The organism is Pseudomonas sp. 2995-1, from assembly GCF_002742505.1.
In the GTDB taxonomy this organism is placed as follows: domain Bacteria; phylum Pseudomonadota; class Gammaproteobacteria; order Pseudomonadales; family Pseudomonadaceae; genus Aquipseudomonas; species Aquipseudomonas sivasensis.
The window spans coordinates 12947-35743 of the sequence record NZ_LJSA01000356.1 but is presented as its reverse complement, the minus strand read 5'-3'; the positions used below and the strand labels follow the sequence as shown (position 1 = coordinate 35743).

The 22797-nt window shown below is 61.1% G+C and carries 22 protein-coding genes; 2 read left to right on the top strand and 20 right to left on the bottom strand.

Features of this window, described 5'->3' with window-relative positions; all coding sequences use genetic code 11:
* Positions 1-163: 163 nt before the first annotated feature.
* From AOA61_RS15740 to AOA61_RS15690, 11 genes are all read right to left on the bottom strand, one after another.
* On the bottom strand, positions 164-1660 hold the full coding sequence (locus AOA61_RS15740) for a YdgA family protein (protein ID WP_032884838.1): 1497 nt from the start codon (positions 1658-1660) through the stop codon (positions 164-166).
* Positions 1661-1807: 147 nt separating this feature from the next.
* Positions 1808-2440, bottom strand: coding sequence for a hypothetical protein (locus AOA61_RS15735; RefSeq protein WP_032884836.1), 633 nt, complete (start codon positions 2438-2440; stop codon positions 1808-1810).
* A gap of 81 nt (positions 2441-2521) precedes the next feature.
* Positions 2522-3964 carry an efflux transporter outer membrane subunit gene (locus AOA61_RS15730; RefSeq protein ID WP_099602106.1) on the bottom strand — a complete coding sequence of 481 codons (1443 nt, stop codon included), beginning with the start codon at positions 3962-3964 and terminating at the stop codon, positions 2522-2524.
* On the bottom strand, positions 3961-4851 hold the full coding sequence (locus AOA61_RS15725; RefSeq protein WP_095186330.1) for an efflux RND transporter periplasmic adaptor subunit: 891 nt from the start codon (positions 4849-4851) through the stop codon (positions 3961-3963). The genes AOA61_RS15730 and AOA61_RS15725 overlap by 4 nt, the downstream gene beginning before the upstream one ends.
* On the bottom strand, positions 4848-5057 hold the full coding sequence (locus AOA61_RS15720; protein ID WP_003187469.1) for a DUF1656 domain-containing protein: 210 nt from the start codon (positions 5055-5057) through the stop codon (positions 4848-4850). Before AOA61_RS15720 ends, AOA61_RS15725 begins: the two co-directional genes overlap by 4 nt.
* The gene (locus AOA61_RS15715; RefSeq protein WP_032884832.1) at positions 5054-7132 is read right to left on the bottom strand and encodes an FUSC family protein; all 2079 of its coding nucleotides are present in this window, start codon (positions 7130-7132) and stop codon (positions 5054-5056) included. Before AOA61_RS15715 ends, AOA61_RS15720 begins: the two co-directional genes overlap by 4 nt.
* Complete coding sequence (locus tag AOA61_RS15710) at positions 7129-7539, bottom strand: MarR family winged helix-turn-helix transcriptional regulator (RefSeq protein ID WP_032884831.1); 411 nt, start codon at positions 7537-7539, stop codon at positions 7129-7131. The genes AOA61_RS15715 and AOA61_RS15710 overlap by 4 nt, the downstream gene beginning before the upstream one ends.
* Before the next feature lie 205 nt (positions 7540-7744).
* Positions 7745-8026: a type II toxin-antitoxin system RelE/ParE family toxin gene (locus AOA61_RS15705; protein ID WP_099602105.1), complete on the bottom strand. Its 282-nt coding sequence runs from the start codon at positions 8024-8026 to the stop codon at positions 7745-7747.
* Positions 8016-8261, bottom strand: coding sequence for a type II toxin-antitoxin system Phd/YefM family antitoxin (locus AOA61_RS15700; protein WP_095186332.1), 246 nt, complete (start codon positions 8259-8261; stop codon positions 8016-8018). Before AOA61_RS15700 ends, AOA61_RS15705 begins: the two co-directional genes overlap by 11 nt.
* Positions 8262-8395: 134 nt before the next feature.
* The gene (locus AOA61_RS15695) at positions 8396-8650 is read right to left on the bottom strand and encodes a DUF2789 domain-containing protein (protein WP_099602104.1); all 255 of its coding nucleotides are present in this window, start codon (positions 8648-8650) and stop codon (positions 8396-8398) included.
* Positions 8651-8683: 33 nt separating this feature from the next.
* Complete coding sequence (locus AOA61_RS15690; RefSeq protein ID WP_099602152.1) at positions 8684-10270, bottom strand: glycosyltransferase family 39 protein; 1587 nt, start codon at positions 10268-10270, stop codon at positions 8684-8686.
* 180 nt (positions 10271-10450) lie between these two features.
* On the opposite strand from AOA61_RS15690, the gene AOA61_RS15685 reads away from it, so the two are divergent.
* Both AOA61_RS15685 and AOA61_RS15680 read left to right on the top strand, forming a co-directional pair.
* On the top strand, positions 10451-12610 hold the full coding sequence (locus AOA61_RS15685; RefSeq protein ID WP_099602103.1) for an outer membrane assembly lipoprotein YfiO: 2160 nt from the start codon (positions 10451-10453) through the stop codon (positions 12608-12610).
* Positions 12607-13311, top strand: a complete 705-nt coding sequence (locus AOA61_RS15680) for a DUF3142 domain-containing protein (protein ID WP_099602102.1) — start codon at positions 12607-12609, stop codon at positions 13309-13311. Before AOA61_RS15685 ends, AOA61_RS15680 begins: the two co-directional genes overlap by 4 nt.
* An 86-nt stretch (positions 13312-13397) precedes the next feature.
* Here the strand turns inward: AOA61_RS15680 and AOA61_RS15675 are convergent, their stop codons facing one another.
* The 9 genes from AOA61_RS15675 to AOA61_RS15635 all read right to left on the bottom strand — a co-directional run bounded on the left by AOA61_RS15675 (position 13398) and on the right by AOA61_RS15635 (position 22790).
* Positions 13398-13964 (bottom strand): hypothetical protein, encoded by a 567-nt coding sequence (locus AOA61_RS15675; protein ID WP_099602101.1) that lies wholly within the window; start codon positions 13962-13964, stop codon positions 13398-13400.
* 103 nt (positions 13965-14067) lie between these two features.
* Positions 14068-15513 (bottom strand): efflux transporter outer membrane subunit, encoded by a 1446-nt coding sequence (locus AOA61_RS15670; protein WP_099602100.1) that lies wholly within the window; start codon positions 15511-15513, stop codon positions 14068-14070.
* On the bottom strand, positions 15510-16568 hold the full coding sequence (locus AOA61_RS15665) for an HlyD family secretion protein (protein WP_099602099.1): 1059 nt from the start codon (positions 16566-16568) through the stop codon (positions 15510-15512). The genes AOA61_RS15670 and AOA61_RS15665 overlap by 4 nt, the downstream gene beginning before the upstream one ends.
* A gap of 15 nt (positions 16569-16583) precedes the next feature.
* The gene (locus AOA61_RS15660) at positions 16584-18119 is read right to left on the bottom strand and encodes an MFS transporter (protein WP_099602098.1); all 1536 of its coding nucleotides are present in this window, start codon (positions 18117-18119) and stop codon (positions 16584-16586) included.
* A gap of 233 nt (positions 18120-18352) precedes the next feature.
* Positions 18353-19273, bottom strand: a complete 921-nt coding sequence (locus AOA61_RS15655; RefSeq protein ID WP_032884818.1) for a LysR family transcriptional regulator — start codon at positions 19271-19273, stop codon at positions 18353-18355.
* A gap of 52 nt (positions 19274-19325) precedes the next feature.
* Positions 19326-19952, bottom strand: a complete 627-nt coding sequence (locus AOA61_RS15650) for an energy transducer TonB (protein WP_099602097.1) — start codon at positions 19950-19952, stop codon at positions 19326-19328.
* A gap of 99 nt (positions 19953-20051) precedes the next feature.
* On the bottom strand, positions 20052-20900 hold the full coding sequence (locus AOA61_RS15645; protein ID WP_099602096.1) for an ABC transporter permease: 849 nt from the start codon (positions 20898-20900) through the stop codon (positions 20052-20054).
* A gap of 11 nt (positions 20901-20911) precedes the next feature.
* Positions 20912-21763 carry an ABC transporter ATP-binding protein gene (locus AOA61_RS15640; RefSeq protein ID WP_099602095.1) on the bottom strand — a complete coding sequence of 284 codons (852 nt, stop codon included), beginning with the start codon at positions 21761-21763 and terminating at the stop codon, positions 20912-20914.
* Position 21764: 1 nt separating this feature from the next.
* Positions 21765-22790, bottom strand: a complete 1026-nt coding sequence (locus tag AOA61_RS15635; RefSeq protein ID WP_099602094.1) for an ABC transporter substrate-binding protein — start codon at positions 22788-22790, stop codon at positions 21765-21767.
* Positions 22791-22797 lie beyond the last annotated feature (7 nt).

Genomic DNA, 22797 nt, shown 5'->3' with positions numbered 1-22797 from the left:
ATTGATGGGTAGCCGCTGAGTCGGGCCTGCACAAAACAAATGTGGGAGCGGGCTTGCTCGCGAATACGCAGTGGTGACTGATCCACTGCATTCGCGGGCAAGCCCGCTCCCACATTTTGACTGCATTTCAAGCAGCCTCACGAAGAGGCTGGGTGTTGAGGCGTTACTGTGCGCCGCTGACCGCGCCGACTTTGGCCATTACAAAACCAATGAACTGCTCGACGGTCATCTTCTGGCCGTTGAACGTCACTTCATTGTTGGCGTAGTGCAGCTTGGAAACCACGTCGCTACCGACCAACGTTGCCAACTGCGTGCCAACCGCCATGCCGCTGACCATCTCGGCGGCCATCTGGGATTGCTGCTCGATGGCTTTAGGGTCGGTCACGCCACCGAGTTGGGCTTGCAGTGCGGAAACGTCAGCGATCATCGGCTTGGAAAGGGTCAGATTGGCATCCAGCAGCGCAATCATCTGCTTGCCCAGCTCAACTGGCGGCAGCTCCATGGACACCGGTTTAGCCAGGTCTACCAGCAGGCTGAACTTGCTTTCACCGTGGGTGGTTTTCAGCGACAGGTTTTCCACAGCCACTTGCGGCTTGGCAGCCAGGACCTGATTGACGTTGGCTTCAGCCAGGGCTTGCTCGGCTTCAGTCAGTTGCAGCTCGGGGGCCGGCTGGTTGGCTGCGGCGGCGGCTTGCACCGGTTGCATCTTGTCCTGGTACAGCTTGGTCAGCACCAGCATGGCCGGGATGTCGACATTCTTCATGCTCACGGCCAAGGCCGCCGAACCTACAGGTTTACCCTGGTAGCCGATCTCGTCGATCTTGTAGTCGACACGGCCGGCCAGGTTGTTGTCCTTGGTTTCGCTGGAGTCTTTCTGCTCGAAGCCTTTGACGGTCAGCACGGCTTTCTGCGGGCCGAAGGTGAACTTGCTGTCGGTCAGCTCAACGGTGTTTTGCCCGGTGTAGAAGCCGAAGGTGGATTTTTCCAGGTTGCTGGCGATGGTCAGCCCAGACAGCTCAGCTTCGAAGTGCTCGCCCTTGGCGTCTACCGCGGCGACCTTGACGCTGTTCATGAAGCCGTCGGCCTTGACCTTCTGGCCTTCGGCAGTGCTGTCGAAATTCATGTTCGCGCCGGAGAAGCTCACCGAAGACGTATCGTCCTTGAACTCCAGGGGCAGCAATTCGATATTGCCGTTGACCGAACGGGTGTAACCAATGTTGGCTACGCCTTTGAGTGGCGATACGTCTTTGGCGGCGGCGAACCACTTCTCGGTGGTGGCGTTCTTTTCCAGCTCGTAGTGACTGGTGGCCATGACCGGCAGCCACTTGAGTGTCACCAGGCGCGAGAACGGCAGCGGGCCGTGTTCGATATGGTCGACGAACAGCAGTTCCGGATTAGGGTTTTCTTCGCCGAAGACCGAACCCTGGCCTTTCAAGCGGTAATGGGCGGTGCTGCTGAACACGCCACGGTCCAGGGAGACCAGCTCCAGGGCCACAGTGCCATCGACGCCGGCCATGGAGGTCTGCAGTTCCTTGTTGGCGTTCTGGATCGCGGTTTGCAGCACTGGCTCCAGTTGTTTACCGGTGTACCAGGCGCCGCCTGCACTGACGACGCCTACGGCGACAACAAAACCCAAAAGAACGACTGCTGGCTTATTCATGAAGTGACCTGATCAAATCCTGTGAGAAGTGGGCTGTCTTCCTTGAACCCCGATGGGGTTGGCTCAAGCCCGCCGAAAACGGGGGAAGATTAGCACTGGCGGCCGCGAAGGGCCCAGATTTCTCAGAGGTTCAGGCGAGCAGTTGGTTCACGAGTATTCCAGTTCGATCTCGTCGAGTTGGTGATCGAAACTCTTCAGCCGCGCCGTCCAGGTGTACACCAACACCTCAAATTCGCGGTGTATCACCGCGTTGCCGGGGGTATCGGCCTTGGGGTCGCAGAAGTCCAGTTGGTAGCGTTCGCGGGCCATCTGCGTCGCGACGTCAGACAATTCACGCGCATTGTTAAGCCAATGCCTACCATCGGCGACCTGCTGATCGAGGGCCACGCACTGTTTTTTCAGGACTTCGAGGCTTTTTTCCAGGGGGGTGCCGGTGAGGTCGCCCATGACTTCCTGGAAGGTGCGACCCGGCTGCCAGTAGCTGCCCCAGAAATAACGATCGAACACGGTTTCCACACGCCGGAGCGCGACCTTGGTGTCCCAGATCGCCACGCGGGTCTTGCCTTGTTCGAGAAGTTTTTTCTTGATCCGTTGATTTTGGTAAGAGGCCCAGGCCACCACGCCGATGGACAAGGTGCCGATCACCAGGCAGGCGCTGTCGAGAAAGACCATGGCCTTGTCGAGCTGGTGGGCGAGCATGACGCCGTAGAAATACGCGGCCGATAACAGCACCAGTGCGAGGAGCACGCACCAGAAAGCGGGAGCATAAGGGTTTTTCATTATTGGAATCCCCATGAGCAAACGCGAGCAGTGTCAGGTAGGCCATCACGGCGGCCCACCTGACAAAGCATAGCTACCCGCTCAGGGTTTGCCGGGCTGTGACGCTTGCGTTCGTCCGCTTTCCCAACCGCCGCCCAGGGCCAGGAACAGATCGATCTGGCTCATGGCGACCTGGGTATTTGCCGCCGCCAATTGCGCACGCACATCGGTGTAAGTGCGGGTGGCTTGCAGGTCGGCCAGGAACGACGCGCGGCCGGCCTGGAAGAAGCGATGGGTCTGCCCCGCCGCTTCCTTGGCCGACTCGCCGGCTTCGGCCAACGCATCACGGCGTTGCAGTTGCGCGGTGTATTGCGCCAGACCGGTCTGGGTTTCGCGAATGGCGTTGAGCACCACCCCATCGAAATGCGCCAGGGCGCCCTGGGTGGCAGCTTCGGCTTCGTGGACGCGGGCCCGGGCGCCGTTGGTCGGCACGGTCCAGCTGATCATCGGGCCAAAACCCCAGCGGTTGGTCGCAGGCGTGCCGAGGTTGTCGAGCAAACCGACGGTGCCCACGGTGGCGCCGATGGCGATGTCTGGGTACAGGGCGCCGGTGGCCACGCCGATACGTGCGGTAGCAGCGGCCAATTGGCGTTCGGCCTGGCGCACATCGGGACGCCGCTTGAGCAGCGCCGCGCCGTCACCCACAGGCAACAACTGGGCAATGTGCGGCAGCTCGGCGCAGTTGCCGGTGCCCGCCGGCAGTTGGTCCAACGGCTTGGCCAGCAGCATCGACAGGCGGAACAGCCCGGCCTGGCGCGCAGCTTCGTAGCGCGGCATGTCGGCGCGAAGGGATTTGTACTGGGTTTGCGAGCGGGTGACCTGGGTTTCATCGCCACGGCCGGCGTCACGCAGGCGTTGGGTCAGCTTGGTGCTCTGGGCTTGCAAGTCCAGGGACTCGTTGGCAATCGCCAGCTCTTCGTTGGCCGCACACACCTGGGTGTAGGAACGCACCACATCGGCCACTAGGGTGATGCGCGCGATATCGGCAGCGGCCTGAGCGGCATCGGCGCTGGCCTGGGCGCTTTCGATGCCCCGTTGCAAGGTGCCGAACAGATCGAATTGATACGAGGTGGTAATGCCGACGCTGCCGATGTTACCCACCGGCACTTTGTCGGCCAGCAAAAATGCTTCGCCGGACTCCTGCAGGCGCTGCGCCTCAGCCTTGGCGCCGAGGCTCCAGCCGCCGGCGGATTCAGCCTGTTGGGTCTGGAACCGCGCGCGCTGCAAATTGGCAGCGGCCACGCGCAAGTCGGTGTTGGACGCCATGGCCTGGCGCACCAGCTCATCCAGGCGCGGGTCTTTGTAGAGTTTCCACCAGTCGGTCGGCACCGGTGCTGACACCACGTTAGAGCCCTCGCCCGCGAGTTGCCCTTGCAGGTCGCCACGGTTGACCGCGGCCTTGTCCGGCAACTGGTAGTCCGGGCCTACCACTTGGCAGGCCGACAGCAGCAAACCCAACGCGGCGGTTGCCAACAGTTGCTTCATGGCGTGGCTCCGTCATTGGGCTTGTCGCCAATGATCGAAACCGTGGCCGTACGCCCGGCGATCATGCGGAAGTCCGCCGGCACGTCGTCAAAGGCGATGCGTACCGGAATCCGCTGGGCCAGGCGCACCCAGCTAAACGCCGGGTTGACGTTGGGCAATAGGTTGGAGCCGCTGCTGCGGTCGCGATCTTCGATACCGGCGACGATGCTCTGCACGTGGCCGCGCAAGCGAGCGTTATCACCGATCACGCGGATATCCACCGCCATGCCGACGTGGATACCGTCGAGTTTGGTCTCCTCGAAATAGCCATCGATATGGAAGGAATTGCTGTCCACCACTGACAGGACCGGCCGGCCGGCGGTGACGAATTCCTGGTTACGCGGCGCCCGGTCGTTGACGTAGCCGTCCACCGGGCTGCGGATTACTGAGCGATCCAGGTTCAGTTGGGCCGAATCCACCGTCACTTGTGCTTCAGCCAGGGCCGACTGGGCACGGGCCACGCGGGACTGGCTTTCTTCCAGTTGCTCGCTGGGCACCAGGTTGCCGAGGCCACGGTTACGCTTGTACTCGCGCTGGGCCTGGGCCAGGGTTTCCTGGCGGTCGGCCACGGCGGCCTGGGCTTGGCGCAGGGCCAGCTTGAAGCGGTCCTGGTCGACGGCAAACAGCACTTGGCCCTTGGTCACCAACTGGTTGTCGCGCACGTCCACGCGCTGGATCAGCCCGGACACGTCCGGGGCGATCTGCACGATGTCGGCACGGATGTGCCCGTCGCGGGTCCAGGGCGCAAACATGTAGTACATGACCATGCGCCACACAACGACGACCGCGAAGCTCACGATCAGCAGCGTCAGGACTACACGGCCGATGGTCAAAAAAGGTTTTTTCATGTCATCAGGTATCGACTGAGTGAGTCCACCGCGCCCAGCAACAGCGCGTAGAGCCCCACATTGAACAATGCCCGGTGCCAGACCAGGCGATAGAAGTGCATGCGCGTCAACAGCCCGTGCACCACCAGAAACAACACGTACGTAATGCCCATCAGCACCAGTAGCGTGGGCAGGAACACCCCGCTGATATCCAGATCACCGATCATAAAGGCGCTCCATCAGGCAGCGGCGCCTCCATCTCGGTGCCGCCAATAAATTCGACGCCAGGCAACAACGCCAGTCGCAGGCCGGCCAGGGCGTGCAACAGGTGCAGGCGAGTATCGTCCTCGTCTTGCAGACCCTGGCCGTTGAGGGCGCGGCGCGTGCGGTCGAGGGTCATCAGCAGACCGCTGGGCGCGGGCAAGCGTTCACCCGCCTTGAGGCAGGCCTTGAAGTAAGCGCCCACCCCTTCGACGACCTGGTTGAGCAACACCCGTGGCACTCCAAGGATGCGCGGCGAGTACGCCAGCAGGTCGAGCAGGTTCAGCGCCACGCGCAAATCGCGCAGGGCGATGCCGGTGTCCTGGCCGGTGAGTGCCAGGCGCGGCAGGTGCTGCATGAGGCGATCGAGCATCTGCACGGCGAGGTGTCGGTGTTCGGCCAGGGTTGCGGGCTCGGTGAGGCCGACGATGTCACGCCAGCTGAAACGGGTCAGGCGCTTGGCGGCGAATTCGGCGCCGAAAGGCCGCGCAACCAATGTCCACACAAACGCAAACAGCAGGCCCACGGGGCCGGCGAGGTTGACGTTGGCGAAGTTGAGAAAGTCCGCGTCGTAGGCACCCTGGATGCTGATGAACGACGAGGTGTTCACCAACGTCAGCAACATGCCCAGGTAGAAGCGCGGCTGCACAGTAAGGGTACCGATGCAGATGAACGGCACCGCAAACGCCAGCACCAGCATCGGGAAATCGTGCAGGTTGGGCAGCACCAGAAACAGATACAGGCTGGCGAACAGCACCGACATGGCGGTCCAGAAAAAGAACCGGTAGATCTGTGGCGCCGGATCGTCCATCGAGGCGAAGAAGCTGCACGCCACGGCGGCCAGAATCACCGCGCTGCCGCCGTCGGTCCAGCCCAGCAGAATCCACAGCACCGAGGCGACGATGATCGCGGTGACGGTAGAAAACGCCGAATAGAACATCAGACCACGGTCAAGGAATGGCGTGAGCCGACCCAGCCGCCAGTGACGATACACGGCGCGCCAGCTGTCCTGGCTTTCGCACTGGATGGCCGCTTGCAGGCTGCGGCAGTCTTGCCACAGGTCGATCCATTCGCCCAGGCGATACAGCGCGTTGGAAAACAGCAGGGTGTGGCGGTCGTCCAGCGCCTCGCCTTGGGGTTGCAGGGCGTCGACCTGGTCACGCAGGGCGCGCCAGCTTTCCAACGGTGCACTTTGTTGAGTGTTTTCCAGCCACTGGCTTGTGGCTTCCAGAATCGGCTGGATGCGGTCGAGAAATTCCGGCGCCCGATGTTCGATGGCGTAGAGCGCATCGTCGAGGGCATCCACCACCGGCAGCAGGTGGATCATGCGCCCGCGCAGTTCCTTGGTGTTACGCACCGTTTGCGGCCGCGCGCCTTCGTGAGGCAATTGGCCGATCATCAATTCGAGGGTGTTGAAGGTGGCGACCATGCCGCTGCGCAAAGTGCTGACTTCTTCACGCTGCACATTGCGCGTCAGAAAGCGTTGGCTGTAGACCTGAGCATCGGCAAACCACTTGGCCACCGAGCCATCGAACACGGGCATCAGGCGGCGCGGCCAGAACATCGCACCCACTACGGCGGCGACCGCAATACCGAGGAAGATTTCTTCGGTTCGCGCCTCGGCCACATCCCATACCGCCAACGGGTTATCCACCACCGGCAGGGCGATCAGCGGCAAGGTGTAGCCAGCGAGCATCAAGGCATAGTTGTTGGCGGTGCGCAGGTGCATCGAGAGGAACAGCAAAGTGCCCGTCCACAGTGCGATCACCACCACCAAAATGTACGGCGACTGCACGAACATCGGCACAAAAAACACCGCCGCCGCCGCGCCCATCAAGGTGCCGATGGCGCGGTACAGGGCCTTGGAACTGGTGGGGCCGACAAACGGGCTGGAGACGATGTACACCGTGGCCATCGCCCAGTACGGACGCGGCATTTGCATCAGCATGGCGATATAGAGCGCGATCATCGACGCGGCGAAAGTACGCACGCCGTAGAACCAGTCGCGGGCCGGCGGAAAACCGGTAAAGAATCCGTTCAAAGCGTCGCTGCCTCAAAGGCCCGCAGCACACGCAGCGCGGCTTCCATATCGGTGGAGTCGATGTCCGCCAGCACTTCACGGCGCAGGCGCACCAATTGGACTTCCACCGCTTGCACAAGCTCACGGCCACGCTCGGTGAGGCTCAAGGCCTTGGCACGACGGTCGTGGACATCTTCGGTGCGGCATACGTAGCCGTCACTGCACAGGCGATCGAGCAGGCGCACCAGGGATGGGCTCTCCATACCGGATGCCTGGGCAACTTTGACCTGATGCACACCGTCGCCCAAGCGGCCGATCATCAACAGCGGCACGGCGCAGGCTTCGGAGATGCCATAGCTCACCAGCGTGGTCTGGCAGATTTTGCGCCAATTACGGGCGCCCACCACCATGCTGCTGCTGAGGTTCATCTGGAGTTGTTCGAGGGATTGAGGCACTGGATAGTTCGCATACAGTTAGTTTGCTAACTATCAATATGGTGGAAGGAGGAGGATGCGTCAAGTTTTGAAACAATTTTGCGGATGGGGAGTGGCTGATTTTCTGCGCTTCGCAATATGGGCTGGCTTGCCCAACCATGGCGTCAGGTTTCGTACATACCCCCAGACGTTTCAAAACTCACCGCTTTTTAGCGCGCTCATAAACATCGCTACGCTCACGCTTACCTACCGCGACGACCGCGACTACTACACGCGCCTCGATTACCTGATAAACCAAGCGATAGCCTGAAGCCTTGAGTTTTATCTTGTAGCAATCTGGCATTCCATGCAGCGCGTCAGACTGTATGCGCGGCAACAAAAGACGCTCGGCCAACTTCTTTTTAAACTGCTCTCGCAATGTGTGTCCGAGCTTGTCCCACTCCTTACGTGCCGAAGGCAGAAATTCAAGCTTATAGGTCATCCAGGTTCACCGGCTCAGGCGTCTCGTGGCTACGCTGACGAACGAGTTCAGCCAACTCCAAGTCATCTAAACGATCCATCATCGCTTCGAATACTTCGGCGGGGACCATGTAACCCATCACACGGTTATGGTTGAGCACAGCAACCGGGCCACCGTGCGCACCACTCAGCACTGCAGAGGGGTTTTTTTTAAGTTCGGAAACACTGACGGCCATATCGGCCAAGACAATCTGCATAATAAAGACCTCAATTAGGTGCTTTATTCTGGTCTATTTTTATCCCACTCAGCAACACCGAGCAGTTTGATTACAGAGCGTTCTACACAGATCCTTCATCCTTTCATCAGATTTTTCACATCCGACGGTGTTGCCTAAGCTTTCTGCCCTCCTCGCCCACCCCTCAACATCAAGTTCAACTCATCCACCACCTCAGCCCAATCCGCATCCTCCAGAATCTCCTCACGCAAAAACGCCCGTTGACTGCCCGTCCAGAAAAACGCGTCCGCCAGATTCAGCTCAGACTTGAGTGGCGAGTGAACGGACACAAACTTTTCGATGCTCACCGGGTCATCCGGCAGGCCCAGCTGTTTGAACAATGACGACAAGCTATGCACAGGCGATTCCATGATGAGCTCCTGATAAAGGCGGTTGAAACGAGTCTAGCGGCAGCCCTCGGGTTGCGCCGATGGCGCGTTGCACAGCACGAACAACCGCGCCCTGGCGCCACCACCGTCCTGGCGGCTGAGTTCGCGCCAGCCCGCAGGCAGTGGGGCGAAATCGTCCGGGGCTTCGTTGCTGCTGATCAGCCAAACGCGGCGGGTGCCTTCGGGCAATGCCGACAAGTGGTCGAGATATATACGGCCACCGTCCTGGTCCACCAGGGTGCCGAAGCCGTAGGCGTTGGGGCGGGTCGGCGTGCCATCGGGTTTTGGCGGGGTGTAGAGCTGCAACTGGGCATCGGTCTGGTCGTAATACACGTAGCTGAGGTACCACATCATGTCGCTGAGCACGATGCGGTCGTCTTCCTGGTAGTTACGGTTGACGAATTCCACGGGCACGTTGAACTGGTCGTGTTCATCCACAGCGAAGTTGTTCTTCAGCCCCACCAGCTCCACGCCCACAAACAGTACAAACACCGCCGCACCCAGCCACGACAAACGCTCGATGGCCAGCGCCAGCAGGATCGGCAAAGCCAGGGCGTACACCGTGAGATACCGCTCGATAAACACCGGTGAAATAAACGACACGGCGTAGACCAGCAGCAGCGGCAGCAGAAAGAACAACGCCAGCAGGCTCGCCGGTCGATAACGCTCGCGGTCGCGCCAGGCGGTCACCACGACGACCGCGACCAGCAGCAACGGAAACAGCCAGAACAGCGGCGGCCAGAAACCAACACCTTCATCCTGCAGCACGAACTGCCAGATCATCGACGGCAGGGACAGCAGGTTGACCGGTTCTTCCCAGCCAATGTCACCGCCCACTTTGAGCTGGTCGACGTGTTGCACCAGGTCCAGCAAGTTCGGCAACCAGGGCAGGTACAGCAACACAATCACGACATTGGCGCCCCACCACGCCGGGCGCTTGATCAAACGCTGACCGGGGGCGGCACTCAACAGCCCCAGGTACGCCCAATGCACCAGCACGCATAGCGCCGTGAAGTAGTGGGTATAAAACCCGGCACTCATCAGCAGTACATACACCGCCATGTATCGCGTGCGCTCAGGTTGGCGCACCCAGTACACCAACGCCAGCGTGGCACCCAGCAGCCACACACCGAGCAGTGAATACATGCGCACTTCCTGGCTGTAGCGCACGGCGGTCGGCAGTAGCGCCAGCAGCACGCCCGCCAGCACTGCAGCGCGACGGGTGGACAGTTGCCGCGTCAGCCAGATGCCCAGCCCCACCGCAATGACACCGGGAATGGCGCTCATGCCGCGAATTGACCAGATGCTGTCGCCAAACAGCTCGATCCAGCCGCGCAGCAGGAAGAAATACAGCGGCGGGTGGACATCATGGGCGGCGTGAAACCACAAGTCGGCAAGGGCGTACTCGCTGAGCAGCAGGCTGGAACCTTCATCTCCCCAGATCGCCGCCGACGTGAGGTGATAAAACCGCAGGGCCATGGCCAACGCCAGGATCGGCACCCACCAAAGACGGCTCAGCCAAGCAGCCCCCTCCCACGTGAGACGGTTGATTGCGGGCAACGCCCCGACCTTTTCATTTTGCTCTACCACAGACCGACGCACCCCGATTCCCCTGCCACTGCCTTGATTGCTCATGTGCAAACTCCCGCCACTCTAGGACAAAAGCCCCTGAGTCGCTGCTGGAATCGGACAAATCGGCAATTTGTGTAGGGCTTCAACGAAGCACGCGTCGGATCAGGCTATGATTGCCTCCCTCCAAGGACTCAGGATCAAGGACACGTCATGCGCATCGGTTTTCTGTCACCCCTGGCATTGGCCCTGCTGGCCAGTATTTCCCTGCCGGCCCAGGCCAGTTCAGACGATTCGTGCTACCCGGACTGGCGGGGGTCACGTGACAGCCTCGATCCCTGCAACAACCTACCGTTTCTGAGCCCTGGCAATGACAGCCGGGCCAACCTGCGCCTATTGCTGGCCGACAAAAAGAACGCGGCGCTGACGCCCAACGCGCTGAGTGAAGATGATCTGTCCCAGGGCTTTGGCCCGGTGCCGTTTCCGGTGTATCGCCTGATACCCGCCTCAAGCGCAGAGACGCAGCCCGACTCCGACCAATCGCCCACCGCCGAGCTGGACACCTTGTTGACCGGTCTGGGGATCAAGCGCGAAGAGTACAAGACCGCTGGCGAAGCCTTCGTCGACGGCGAAGGCAGCCGCTGCCGCAGCAATGACGATGACAGCGCCACCGCGTTTATCAGCCAGGTCATCAACGCCGACATGCCGAGTACCGAGCGCACGGCGCTAGTGAAGGCCCGCCTGCAATTGCTCACCACCTGCGATTGGGATGGCCAGGTGGTGACCGATCCCATCGAGTCAGCCCACGGCCTGCTCTTTCGCACCTACCTGCAAGCCGCCGCTGACTTCTACAGCGGCCGCTTCAGTGACGCCGAACGCGGATTCGCCGCCGCTAACCTGTCGACGATCCCTTGGCTGAAGGAGACCGCGCTGTACATGACCGCGCGCAATTCACTCAACCAGGCTCAAGCTGAGGCCTTCGATGAGTACGGCATGCCGCAGCTTGAGCATGTGGATAAGTCTGCACTGGGCCAGGCGGAAGCTGGGTTTCTGGGCTACCTGAACACTTATCCACAAGGTGTTTACGCGACGTCCGCCCACGGCCTGCTGCGCCGCGTGCACTGGCTGGCGGACGACAACGACAAACTGGCCGAAGACTTCGCCTGGCAGTTGACCCAAGCCACCGACGCCCAACGCAATGTGTCGGTGGACGAACTGGTGGAAGAAGCCGACCTCAAGCTGCTGATGGTCAACAGCGCCAACCTCAAAGAGCCGCTGCTGCAAACCGTCACCGATCTGATGCTGATGCGCGCCAACACTCCGCCACGCCTGACCCGCGAAGCCCTCGCCCAGCAGAAAGCCACGTTTGCCAACACGCCAGCACTGTACGACTACCTGCAGGCGGCCTTTGCGCTGTACGTCGAGCATCAGCCCGACGCCGCCTTGAAGCACCTACCCCAGGATATGCCGTCGAAACTGGATTACTTCGCCTTCAGCCAACAGACCCTGCGTGCATTGGCGCTTGAAGAAAAAAAGGACTGGAAAAGCGCCGAAGCACTGTGGCTGAAACTGCTCGCTCAGGCCAAGTTGCCATTGCAACGTGACCAACTGGAACTGGCCCTGGCCATGAACTACGAACGCAGCGGCCAATTAGCCAAGGTGTTTGCCAGCGACTCGCCCATCAGTGCCAAGCAGGTGCGCTACATTCTGCTGCGCAACGTCGCCGGGCCTGAGTTACTGCGCCAGCAGATCGCCCAGGCCAGCGATCCGCTGGAGCGCCAGACCGCGCAATTCGTCCTGCTTTATAAAGACCTGCTGCGCGGCCAGTACGCCACCTTCGCCGAAGATCTCAAGCAACTGCCCGCCTCGCCCACTGAGGACAAATTGGGCACCAGCCTGGGTTATGTCTACAGCGGCAACCAGACCCTGAAGTTGTTCCAGTGGAGCGGTGACAAAGCCGAATCCGGCTACGCCTGCCCGAGCATCGCGCAAACCGCAGCGGCGTTGCAGGCTGACGCGAAAAACCCGCAAGCCCTGAACTGCTTCGGCGAGTTCATCCTGCGCAACAACTTGGACGGCATGCCCCTGGAGCAGGCCCGCGCCGCCGGTAGCCTGGGCAGCACCGCGTCGGACTTCAAAGGAGAAACCTTCTCGCGCCTCGACGGTTACAAGCAGGTCATCGCCAATGCCAAGGCGCCGAAGAACGACAAGGCTTACGCGCTGTTCCGCGCCATCAACTGCTACGCGCCGGCCGGCTATAACAGCTGCGGCGGCCAGGACGTGGAACCGGCTGTGCGCAAAGCCTGGTTCCGCCAACTCAAGACCGGGTTTGGCGACACCCAGTGGGGCAAATCCCTGCAGTACTACTGGTGAAAAAGCTGTGGCTGGGCTTGCTGTTGCTGGCAAGCCCGGCCTTCGCCGCCGTCGACGCTCGCGACTATGACGCCTTCTGGCTGTGGAGCGGCGTCACGCCCCAGCCGGTACTCAAACAGGCGAAAACCCTGTACATCCTCCAGGGCCAGATCAACTCAACGCGCCGCGCGCCCCAACGCAGCGTGCAATTTATCGCCCAGGGCATCAGCGTGCCGCGCATCACTCAAGGTGAAGTCTGGGTGGTCTACCGCGCCCACACCCTGCATTGGCCGGAACGGGTCTACACCCAACTGCTCGGCCAGGTGCAACGCTGGCGCGACGCGGGCAACCCGGTGGTCGGTATCCAGATCGACTTCGACGCCCGCACCCAATACCTGCACGAATACGCCGACTTCCTGCGCGACCTGCGCCACCGCCTGCCCGCCGACCTGCGCCTGAGCATCACCGGCCTGATGGACTGGAGCAGCAACGCCGACCCGGCCGCCATCGCCCAACTCAAGGGCGTGGTGGATGAGGTGGTGGTGCAAACGTATCAAGGCCGCCACAGCATCCCGGATTACGCGGCGTATTTACCGCGTATGAATCGGTTGGGGCTGGCGTTCAAGATTGGTTTGATCCAGGGCGGGGCGTGGGAGGAGCCGAAGTATTTGAAGGGGAGTGAGTGGTTTCGGGGGTATGTAGTGTTTTTGCAGAACCGCTGATGAACGCTAGAAAAACATCAACAAATACGCGTGCATTCTGCATGCACGCGGCGACTGCTGGCCCTTCGCGAGCAAGCTCACGTCTACTAAGCGGTAAGGAACGCAGACGCTATTCCCAGCGCCCACAAACTCACGCCTATGACGATCCAAATTCCGTTGGCCCATGTAAAACGGCTGTTGGCTGTGCCTTTTGGATCATCCTCAAGGTGGTTCACCGCAAGCTGAATCTGCACCATCAGGGCAACCTGAACAATGGTGAAGCAGACACCCACTTTTACTACCGTCAAAGGCGATACAAACCAGATGTAGGTATAGGGTAAAAAGGCGCAGCCTATCCAGCCCAGGGCGAAGCAACGAGGCCACCATCGATAGGACGCATCTTTCAAATCGAGCGCCCGCTTGATTTTCAGGACGAGCGAATAAGCAAAAAAAATTGAAAAAAATGCCCGAACCACAGGCAGCACTCTGGCACCAGTAGCGCTGCGATAGGTATCCCAGTGCTTATACAACCAGTAAAAGCCATAAAGGCCATAGGACAACAGCATCATCACCAGCAGCTTGCGGTGGGCCACCACAAAAAAGGCAGCGGGCCGGGCCGCTGCGAGGGTGAGATCGGCTTGCGGCGGTGCGTAAGGGTTTTCAGCAATGGACATAGCGAGGGCTCTTTAAGGAGTAGCCCGCCACAGTACTGCTCGCGTTCCCGATTTTTTGGCCCGCGCCAAAATAGAGAGCCTTCCTACTCTCGACTTCGTGAGTTCATCGGTTAACAGCTTGCAGCGGATACACCGACTCCCATCCTCCCCCCAACGCCTTGTACAACCCCACCATCGCCAACGACACGCCGGTCGAGCTTTCCACCCACTGCTCTTGCGTCGCCAGCAACGCGCTTTGCACGGTGAGGACATTGACGAAATCTGCCACACCTTCCACGTACTGATGTTGCGCGGTGGTCAGGGCGATCTGGTTCTGACGCACGGCTTCGGCCAGGCTGTCGCGGCGCAGTTGGCTGGCGTTGTAGCGGGTCAGTTGGTCGTCGATTTCATGCCAGGCGCGCAGCACGGTTTGCTGATAGGCCAGCGCCGCTTCCTGTTGCTGGGCTTCGCGCAGATTCACCATGCCTTGCAGGCGCCCGCCGTTGAACAGCGGCAGGCTGAACTGTGGACCGAAGGCAAAGGCGCGTGAGCCCCAGGAGCCGAAATCCGACAGTTGCATGGCCTGTGAACCGAGGCTGCCGGACAGGGTGATACGCGGATAGAAATCGCCCTTGGCCACGCCGATGTTGGCGGTGGCGGCATGCAAGCGAGCTTCAGCCTGGCGGATATCCGGACGGCGTTCGGCAAGCTCCGACGGTAGGCCGATAGCAACTTGGCGCTGGGTCTGCGGTACCGCGGCGTCCTTGGACAACTGCGCGTGCAGGGCTTGGGGGGGCTCGCCCATCAGCAGGCTCAGGGCGTTGATCAACTGGTCCTGGCGTTGCTGCAAATCCGGCAGGCGCGCTTCGATGGCGGCGACTTGGGCGGCGGCTTCGGCCACGTCCAGGTCGGTGGCGACGCCATCGGCGAGCCGCAGTTGCGACAGTTTGAGGCTATGGCGTGCGACGTCGAGGTTTTGCTCGGTCACCGCGCGGGTATTTTGCACGCCGCGCAGTTGGATGTAGTCCTGGGCGGTCTCGGCCAGCACCGAGAGCAGCACGGCACGACGGTCGTTTTCGGCGACTTGCAAGGTGGCATCGGCGGCTTCAGTTTCGCGTTTGACCCGGCCCCAGAAATCCAGCTCCCAGGAGGCGGAGAAACCCGAATCCCATTGGCTGAACGCCGCGCGGCCATTCTCGCCGGACGGGTCGCTCAAGCCTTTGCCACTGTTGCGTTTGCGCTGGTAAGCCCCCGTGGCATCAACCTTGGGGTAACGCTCGGCAGTGGTCACCTGGCGCACGGCGCGGCTTTGTTCCAGACGGCTGCTGGCCAGTTTCAAGTCGAGGTTATCGGTGAGGGCGCGGCGCGTCAGGGCCGAGAGTTGTGCATCGTGGAACACGTCCCACCAACGCTCCTGGAGCGGGTCGCTGACCGCGCGGCTGTCGGCTTGGCGGCCTTGGGGTGCGCTCCATTGCGTCACTTGAGCGTTCTGCGGGCGCTGAAAATCCGGGCCGACGGTGCATGCATTCAGGCTGATCAAACTGAGGGTGAGCCAGGCAACTCGTTTCATTGCTGGGCAACCTCACGCTGACGTGCGACCGGCTGAGTGTCGACGCTGGCCTCCACCGACATGCCGACGCGCAGGCGCTCGGTCAGCGGCTGGTTGGGCTCCAGCACAATTTTGACCGGAATGCGCTGCACCACCTTGGTGAAGTTACCCGTGGCGTTGTCCGGTTTGACCGCGGCGAAGGTCACCCCAGTCGCGGGTGCGAGGCTCTCCAGATGGCCGTTGAGCAGCTCGCCGTCGAGGCTGTCGACACGCACCTGAACGGCTTGGCCGGCTCGCATGTGAGAGAGTTGGGTCTCTTGAAAGTTAGCCACCACGTACGCCTGCGCCAACGGCACCACGGCGAGGATCTTGCTGCCCGGCGTCACATAGGCGCCGACCCGCACGGCGCGCTCGCCGACCATGCCATCCACCGGCGCAACGATGCGCGTGTAGGACAGCTGATAGCTGGCCATCTCCAACGCAGCCTGGGCACGCTTGAGCCCGCCTTCAGCCGCATCGCGCTGGGCGTTGAGAATCTCCACCTGCTTACGTTCGGCCGCCAGCACCGCCGTAGCATTGGCCAGGCGTGCGGTGGCCTGGTCGATGCGAGTCTTGGCTTGCTGGGCGTTTTGCACAGTACCGGCGCCCACACCGGCGAGGTGGTTGTAGCGGTTCAGTTCGTGCTCGGCGAAGGCCATTTCGGCGCGATCCGCCGCGACGGTGGCTTGGGCTTGGGCGATCACCGAGCTTTGGCGTTCCAGGGTCGCGGTGGCGTTTTTCAGCTGGGCCTGGGCAACCAATGTGTCCGCATCAGCGGCCTGGGCGGCGGCGCGAAAATCACGGTCGTCGATCAGCGCCAGTAACTGGCCGGCCTTAACCCGCTGGTTGTCCTCCACCAGCACTTCCTTGATAAAACCCGCCACGCGCGGGGCAACCAGGGTGAAGTCTGCCGCAACAAACGCGTCGTTAGTGCTCTGATGCTTGCTGCCCAGCAAGCCTGGCGCGACCAGATAGAACAGCACACCGACGGCAAATACGGTGATGACGGAGACGGCAATTTTGTCTTTGCGTTTCATGGAAAGTCCTTGTGGCTAGGTCGGTGCGCGAGGCGGGAAGATCCGCGTGGGCATCCAGAAAATCAGCAGGATCAACGCCACGGCGACACCGCCCATGACGTAATAAAGATCCGAAGAAGTGAGCACCACCGCCTGCTCGTGCAGCCGATGGGCGAGGCCCGGCGCGTCGCCGTCGGCCAGGGGCGAATTGCCCAGGCGATCCACCAACATGGTCGAGTGAAAGTGCAGGCGCTGGGTGGTCAGCGCGTCCAGCACGCCGGTGGCGACTACGGCGGCCAGGCCTTTGACGGTGTTGAACCAGGCCGAAGCGAACGGGCCGTCCTGTGGCTGAATGCTGCCGGTGGACAGCATCAACAGCGGTAACACAGCCATGGGCTGCCCAAAGATTTGCAGCACGTACAGGCCGTAAAAATCGTCGCGGATCCACGCCGAAGTGAGGTGCGCGCTGCCGATGCAGCACAGCACCAACATGCTCAAGCCGATCCCCAGCACCCAGCGGCAATCGACCCAGCGCAGGTTACACAGCGCGGCCACCAGCGGCAGCGCGATCAACTGCGGCAACGCCATCAGCAGCATCACTGGCGCGGTTTGCAGCGGTCGATAGCCTTGGACTTGGGCGAGGAAACTCGACGGGATGATGATCACTGAGGTCAGGACCATCAGCACGCCTGCCAGCACGATCAAAGCAAACGAGAGGTTACGCAGGCCGAGCATCTGCAACTTGAAAAACGGCATCGGGTGCGACCATTCATTGAGCATAAACAGCACCAGCAGCAGCGAGCCGCCACTCAGCAAAAAGGTGATCAGGCCCGACTCGAACCAGTCCAGCCGATTGCCTTGCAGGATGCCGATCACCAGCATGCAGATCGCCGGGAAGCCCAGCAGCAGACCGCGCCAATTGAACTGCTTGAAGCGCTCCAAGCGCAGCGGGTCTTGGGGCAAGCCATAGGCCACGGCCGCCATCGCCAGCAGGCATGGCGCGACGATCTGCCAGAACGCCCACTGCCAGCCGACGTATTCGGTCCACAGCGCCGCCAATGGTGTACCAAGGCTCGGGCCGAAGGTAGCGGTGAGCGCGTAGCCGGCCAGGCCATACAGCTTGACGTTGGCCGGCAGGAAGCGCAGCGCCACGGTCATTAGCATTGGCGGCAACGCGCCACCGGCCAGGCCTTGCACGGTGCGCAGCAGCAACAGGCTTTCGTAGTTCGGCGCGAAGGGGCACAGGGTCCCGAGTACGGTGAACAGGGCTATGGCGCACAGGGTGAAGCGGCGCAGGGAGAACGTCACCGAGCACCAGGGGGCAAAGGCCATTGCCGCGACCGAGGTGGCGGTGTAGGCCGCGACGAGCCAGGTGCCTTCGTCAAAACCGATGTAAAGCGCACCACGGATATCGGCGAGGGCCACCTTAGTGACCATCTCGTTGAGACCGGACACCAGCACCGCCAACAACACGCCGACCAGGCCGATGATGATGCGCGGGCCGAATACGGGTGGGGTGATGGCGGTGGGTTTGGCTGCGGCCGCGAGGGTGGGGGCAGCGAGGGAAGTCATGAACGGGTAACTCAGGATTAGAAATACCCGAGCAGTTTAATCAGGCACACACATGACAAAAAGTTACATGTTGGCAGGGTATAAGTGCGTCAGACGCAATCCTGAATCCACCACAGATCTCTCGTGGGAAGGGGCTTGCCCCGATTGCCGTGTGGCAGGCTCAGATTCTCTGTCTGATCCACCGCGATCGGGGGCAAGCGCCCTCTCACATTTGCCCTGTGTACGCTTGATGTTCAGGTCGGCTGGGCTTCCAGCCACGTGGCGTGGCAGCTCTCGCGCATGGTTTCGCGCAGCCATTTGTGAGCGGGGTCTTTATCGAAGCGAGGGTGCCAGGATTGGGCCAGGACAAGGGTCGGCAAAGAGATCGGCAGCGGGAAGGCGCGCAGGGGCAGCTTCAGGCGATTAGCGCTGTAGAGCGCCTCCTTGGGCACCGGCAGGATCAAGTCGGAGTCAGGCAGCATGAACATCGCACCGTGAAACCCTGGGGCGATCATCGCCACACGGCGCTCCAAACCCTGGGCATTCAGCGCGGTATCGATCGGCCCCCGGGCGATGCCGCGTCGCGAGATGCTGATGTGGGAATAACTGGCGAAACGTGCGGCGGTGATCTCCTCGTCGAATAACGGGTGATCCTGCCGCGCCAGGCCGACGAAGGTGGTGGAGAACAGGTTCTGCACCTTGACCTCGGGGCTTGCCGGCTGGGTGTTGCTCACGCGCAAATCCAAGCGTCCTTCGCGCAACGCTTCGTCGTCGGTGTCGCCTTCTGGCACGAAACACAGCTCACACAGCGGTGCCATACGCTCCATGGTGTCGAAGAGACGACCGCCATACACGCCAATAAAAAAGTCATTAGCGCGCACGCTGAAGCGGCGGCGCAGGGTGGTCAGGTCCACTTGATCCGCCGACCGAAACAGCAGCGCCGCCTGTTCCACCACGTTGCGCACCTGACCTTGCAGTTGCAGGGCCTTGGGCGTTGGCACCAGGCCCCGACCGGCCCGCACTAGAATCGGGTCGCCCACCGCTTCGCGGATACGCGTGAGGGTACGGCTCATGGCTGCTGGACTGAGGTTCATCCGCCGGGCGGCGCCGACCACACTGCCCTCGTCGAGCAAGGCGTCGAGGGCGACCAGCAGATTCATGTCCGGTAGTTGCATGCCAAGCACTCGTGATCAGAAGGGAGTGAACTGGGCGCAATCGTAGCAGGCTTTACAGGTAACGCTTGAGGTTGCGTGGCAGGTAGTCGGCGTAGGTTCGTTTGGGATTGGCCTGGCATTTGCGCACGATGTCCGGCAGAGCGCTTTCAAGCTCGTCGGCCTTGGACAGGCCTTCGTTGTAGTCGCTTTTACCGCTTAACGCCGGGAACATCACTGCCACACGGGTAATGGCAAAGCTCTTCATGGCGATCAGTGGCCGGGAGGGATGATCGCGCCGGAACTGGCTGACTTCCTCGTTCAACGCGCTGCAGGATTGATAGGTGGTTTGCGTAAAGGTCAGTCGCGTACTTTCTTCACTCGTCGGTACGGGCGAGAAAATCATGTCGTTCTGAGCATCGATTACCTCTGGCCGATCGGCATTCACCGTCCAGGGTTTGAAGCGCCATTTTGAGGCTGCAGCCACGGCCGCCTCACCGAACTCCGGCTTGGTGGCGCTGAGTGCTTTGACGTCACTGACGGTGCCGTCGCTGTGAATGTTCAGGCTGATGCGCGCATGCCCTTGGGTGTTAGTCAGGTTGCCAGGGTAGACCGGCTTGGGCATCGATACCGTTTCGGGTATGAACTCGGCCAACGCAGAGGTCGACAGCAACAAGGCCGCAGCCAAGACAAAAAAACGCATCGTCGTAAATCCTTTTACCAAGCCTATCCGACGCCGGAGCAGCGTCGAATTCGGCCGGCATTATCAGGTTCACGTCGGACAAAGAGCAATCATTCCTGTTTAGTGCTGCATGCCCCAACGCTTCACGGTGAGCCGCTCGAAGGTGTCAAACACGAGGTTTTCCACCAGTAGGCCGATCAGGATCACCACCGCCAACCCGGCAAACACCTTGTCGGTATACAGTTCATTGCGGTTCTGGAAGATGTACCAACCCAGCCCGCCCTTGCCGCTGGTGGCGCCGAACACCAACTCGGCGGCGATCAGCGTGCGCCAGGCAAACGCCCAGCCGATTTTCAGGCCGGCGAGGATCGACGGCAGTGCAGCCGGGATCAGGATAAACAGCACAAAGCGCATGCCCTTCAGACCATAGTTGCGACCCGCCATGCGCAGTGTCTCGGACACACCGAGGAACCCCGAATAGGTGTTGAGCGCCAGCGCCCACAACACCGAATGCACCAGCACGAAAATCAGGCTGTTCTGGCCCAGGCCGAACCACAGCAGCGCCAGCGGCAGCAACGCAATGGCCGGCAGTGGATTGAACATCGAGGTCAGGGTGCTCAGCAGGTCGCGGCCCAATTGGGTCGACACGGCCAAGGTGGTCAGGGCAAAGGCGAGCACTATGCCGATCAGGTAACCCTTGATCAGCACCACCAGCGAGATACTCACCTTGCTCAGCAGTTCACCGCTGAGCAGGCCGTCGGACAGCGCGTTAAAAGTCTGCAGAAAGCTCGGCAGCAGCAGGTCGTTGTTCTGATAGCGCGCCACGACTTCCCAGAGGATCGCAAGCACGATCAGGATCAGGCCCTTGCGCAGCCAGCCTTGTTGCCAAAGGCGTTGGCGCAGGGGCAACTCGCGCTCCACGGGGACACTGAGCAGCGGTTCGAGGGTGACTTCATATTCCTGGCGCATGGGTTGCCCCCTTAGTAAGCGATGCGGATGTCGGCAAAACCCAACTCGGGCTCCGCTGCGCTGGTTTCATCGAACAACAAGCGATGAATACGCCGCGCCGACGCCTGGAAGTCCACACCGCCCAAGCTGTGCAGGTCGTATTGATGGCTGTGGATTTCTGCACGTACGCGCCCCGGATGGGGGGACAGCAACAGAATGCGATTGCCCACCACGAGTGCTTCTTCGATGGAGTGGGTGACGAACAACAAGGTGAAGCGCACCTCCTCCCAGAGCAGCAGCAATTCTTCCTGCATCTTGCGCCGGGTCAGGGCATCAAGGGCGGCGAAGGGTTCGTCCATCAGCAGGATTTTCGGCTGCATGGCCAGCGCGCGGGCGATGGCCACACGGGCTTTCATGCCGCCGGAAAGCGTGTGGGGGTAAGCGTCGGCGAAGGCACTCAGGCCCACCTTGTCCAGGTAGTGCAGCGCGCGTTCTTCGGCCTCACGGCGCTTGAGGGTCTTGGACGCCAACAGTGGGAACATCACGTTCTGTTTGACGGTTTTCCACGGTGGCAGTTGGTCGAATTCCTGGAACACCACAATGCGGTCCGGGCCGGGTTGTTCGACCTTTTTCCCCAGCAAACGAATCTCGCCTTCGCACGGTTTGATAAACCCGGCGATGGACTTGAGCAACGTGGATTTGCCGCAGCCCGAAGGGCCCAGCAGCACGTAACGGTCAGCCGGATCGATCTCGAAACTGACTTGGTGCGTGGCCCGTACCACGCGCTCGGGAGTACGGTATTCGAGGCTGACGCTATCCACCGCCAGCAGCGGCTCGGCGGTGTGCAGGTTGCTGGCCGTGTGGCCTTGCAAGGGCGCGTTCATCTCAGCTTCCTTGCAGGGGCTTGGCGTCCTGGAAGAAGTAGTCCTTCCACGATTCAGGCTTGTTTTTGATGGCGCCGACGCGGTAGAGGAATTCCGCCAGCGGGTAGGTGTTTTTCGGCGTGACGCTGAACTCGAACTGCGGGTTGTCGATGATCTTGAGCAGCTCGGCGCGGTCGATCTTGGCCTTGGTCACGCGGATGTAAGTGTCGGCTGCGGCGCCCTTATCGTTCTGGGCGAATTGTGCGGCTTCGGTCAACGCGTCCACAAAGGCCTTGTAGGTTTTCGGGTTGTCGTTGCGGAATTTTTCGGTGGCGAACAACACCGTCGGTGAGTTCGGCCCCAGCAGGTCATAGGTGTTCAGCACCACATGCACATTGGGGTTGGCCAGGGCCTGGTCCTGGAATGGCGGGTTGGAAAAGTGCCCGGTCAGTTCAGTACCGCCTGCGATCAATGCGGCGGTGGCGTCAGGGTGCGGGACGGCGACGGTGTACTTGTCGAGGCGATTGAATTCCTTATCACCCCACTGCTTGGCAGCGGCGTATTGCAGGAAGCGCGACTGTACCGAAACGCCCACCGCAGGCACGGCGATACGGTCCTGGTCGGTGAAGTCGGCAATGGTCTTGACCTTGGGATTGTTGCTGACCAGGTAGTACGGGAAGTTACCCAGGGACGCTACGGCCTTGACGTTCTGCTTACCGTGGGTGCGATCCCAGATGGTCAGCAGTGGACCGACACCGGCACCGGCGATATCGATGGAGCCGGACAACAGCGCATCGTTGACTGCCGCGCCACCGGAAAGTTGGGTCCAGTCGACCTTGATGTCGATGCCTTCCTGCTTGCCGTATTTCTCGATGAGGTTCTGGTCGCGCACCACGTTGAGCAGCAGGTAGACGATGCCGAATTGTTCGGCGATGCGGATCTCGCCTTCGGCCTGGGCCGCCGCTGGAGCGACGAGGCTGCACGCCAACAGACTGATACCCAATCCAACTGTGGCGGCCAATCGTGCAAATGGAATGTTCCTGGACATGGTGATG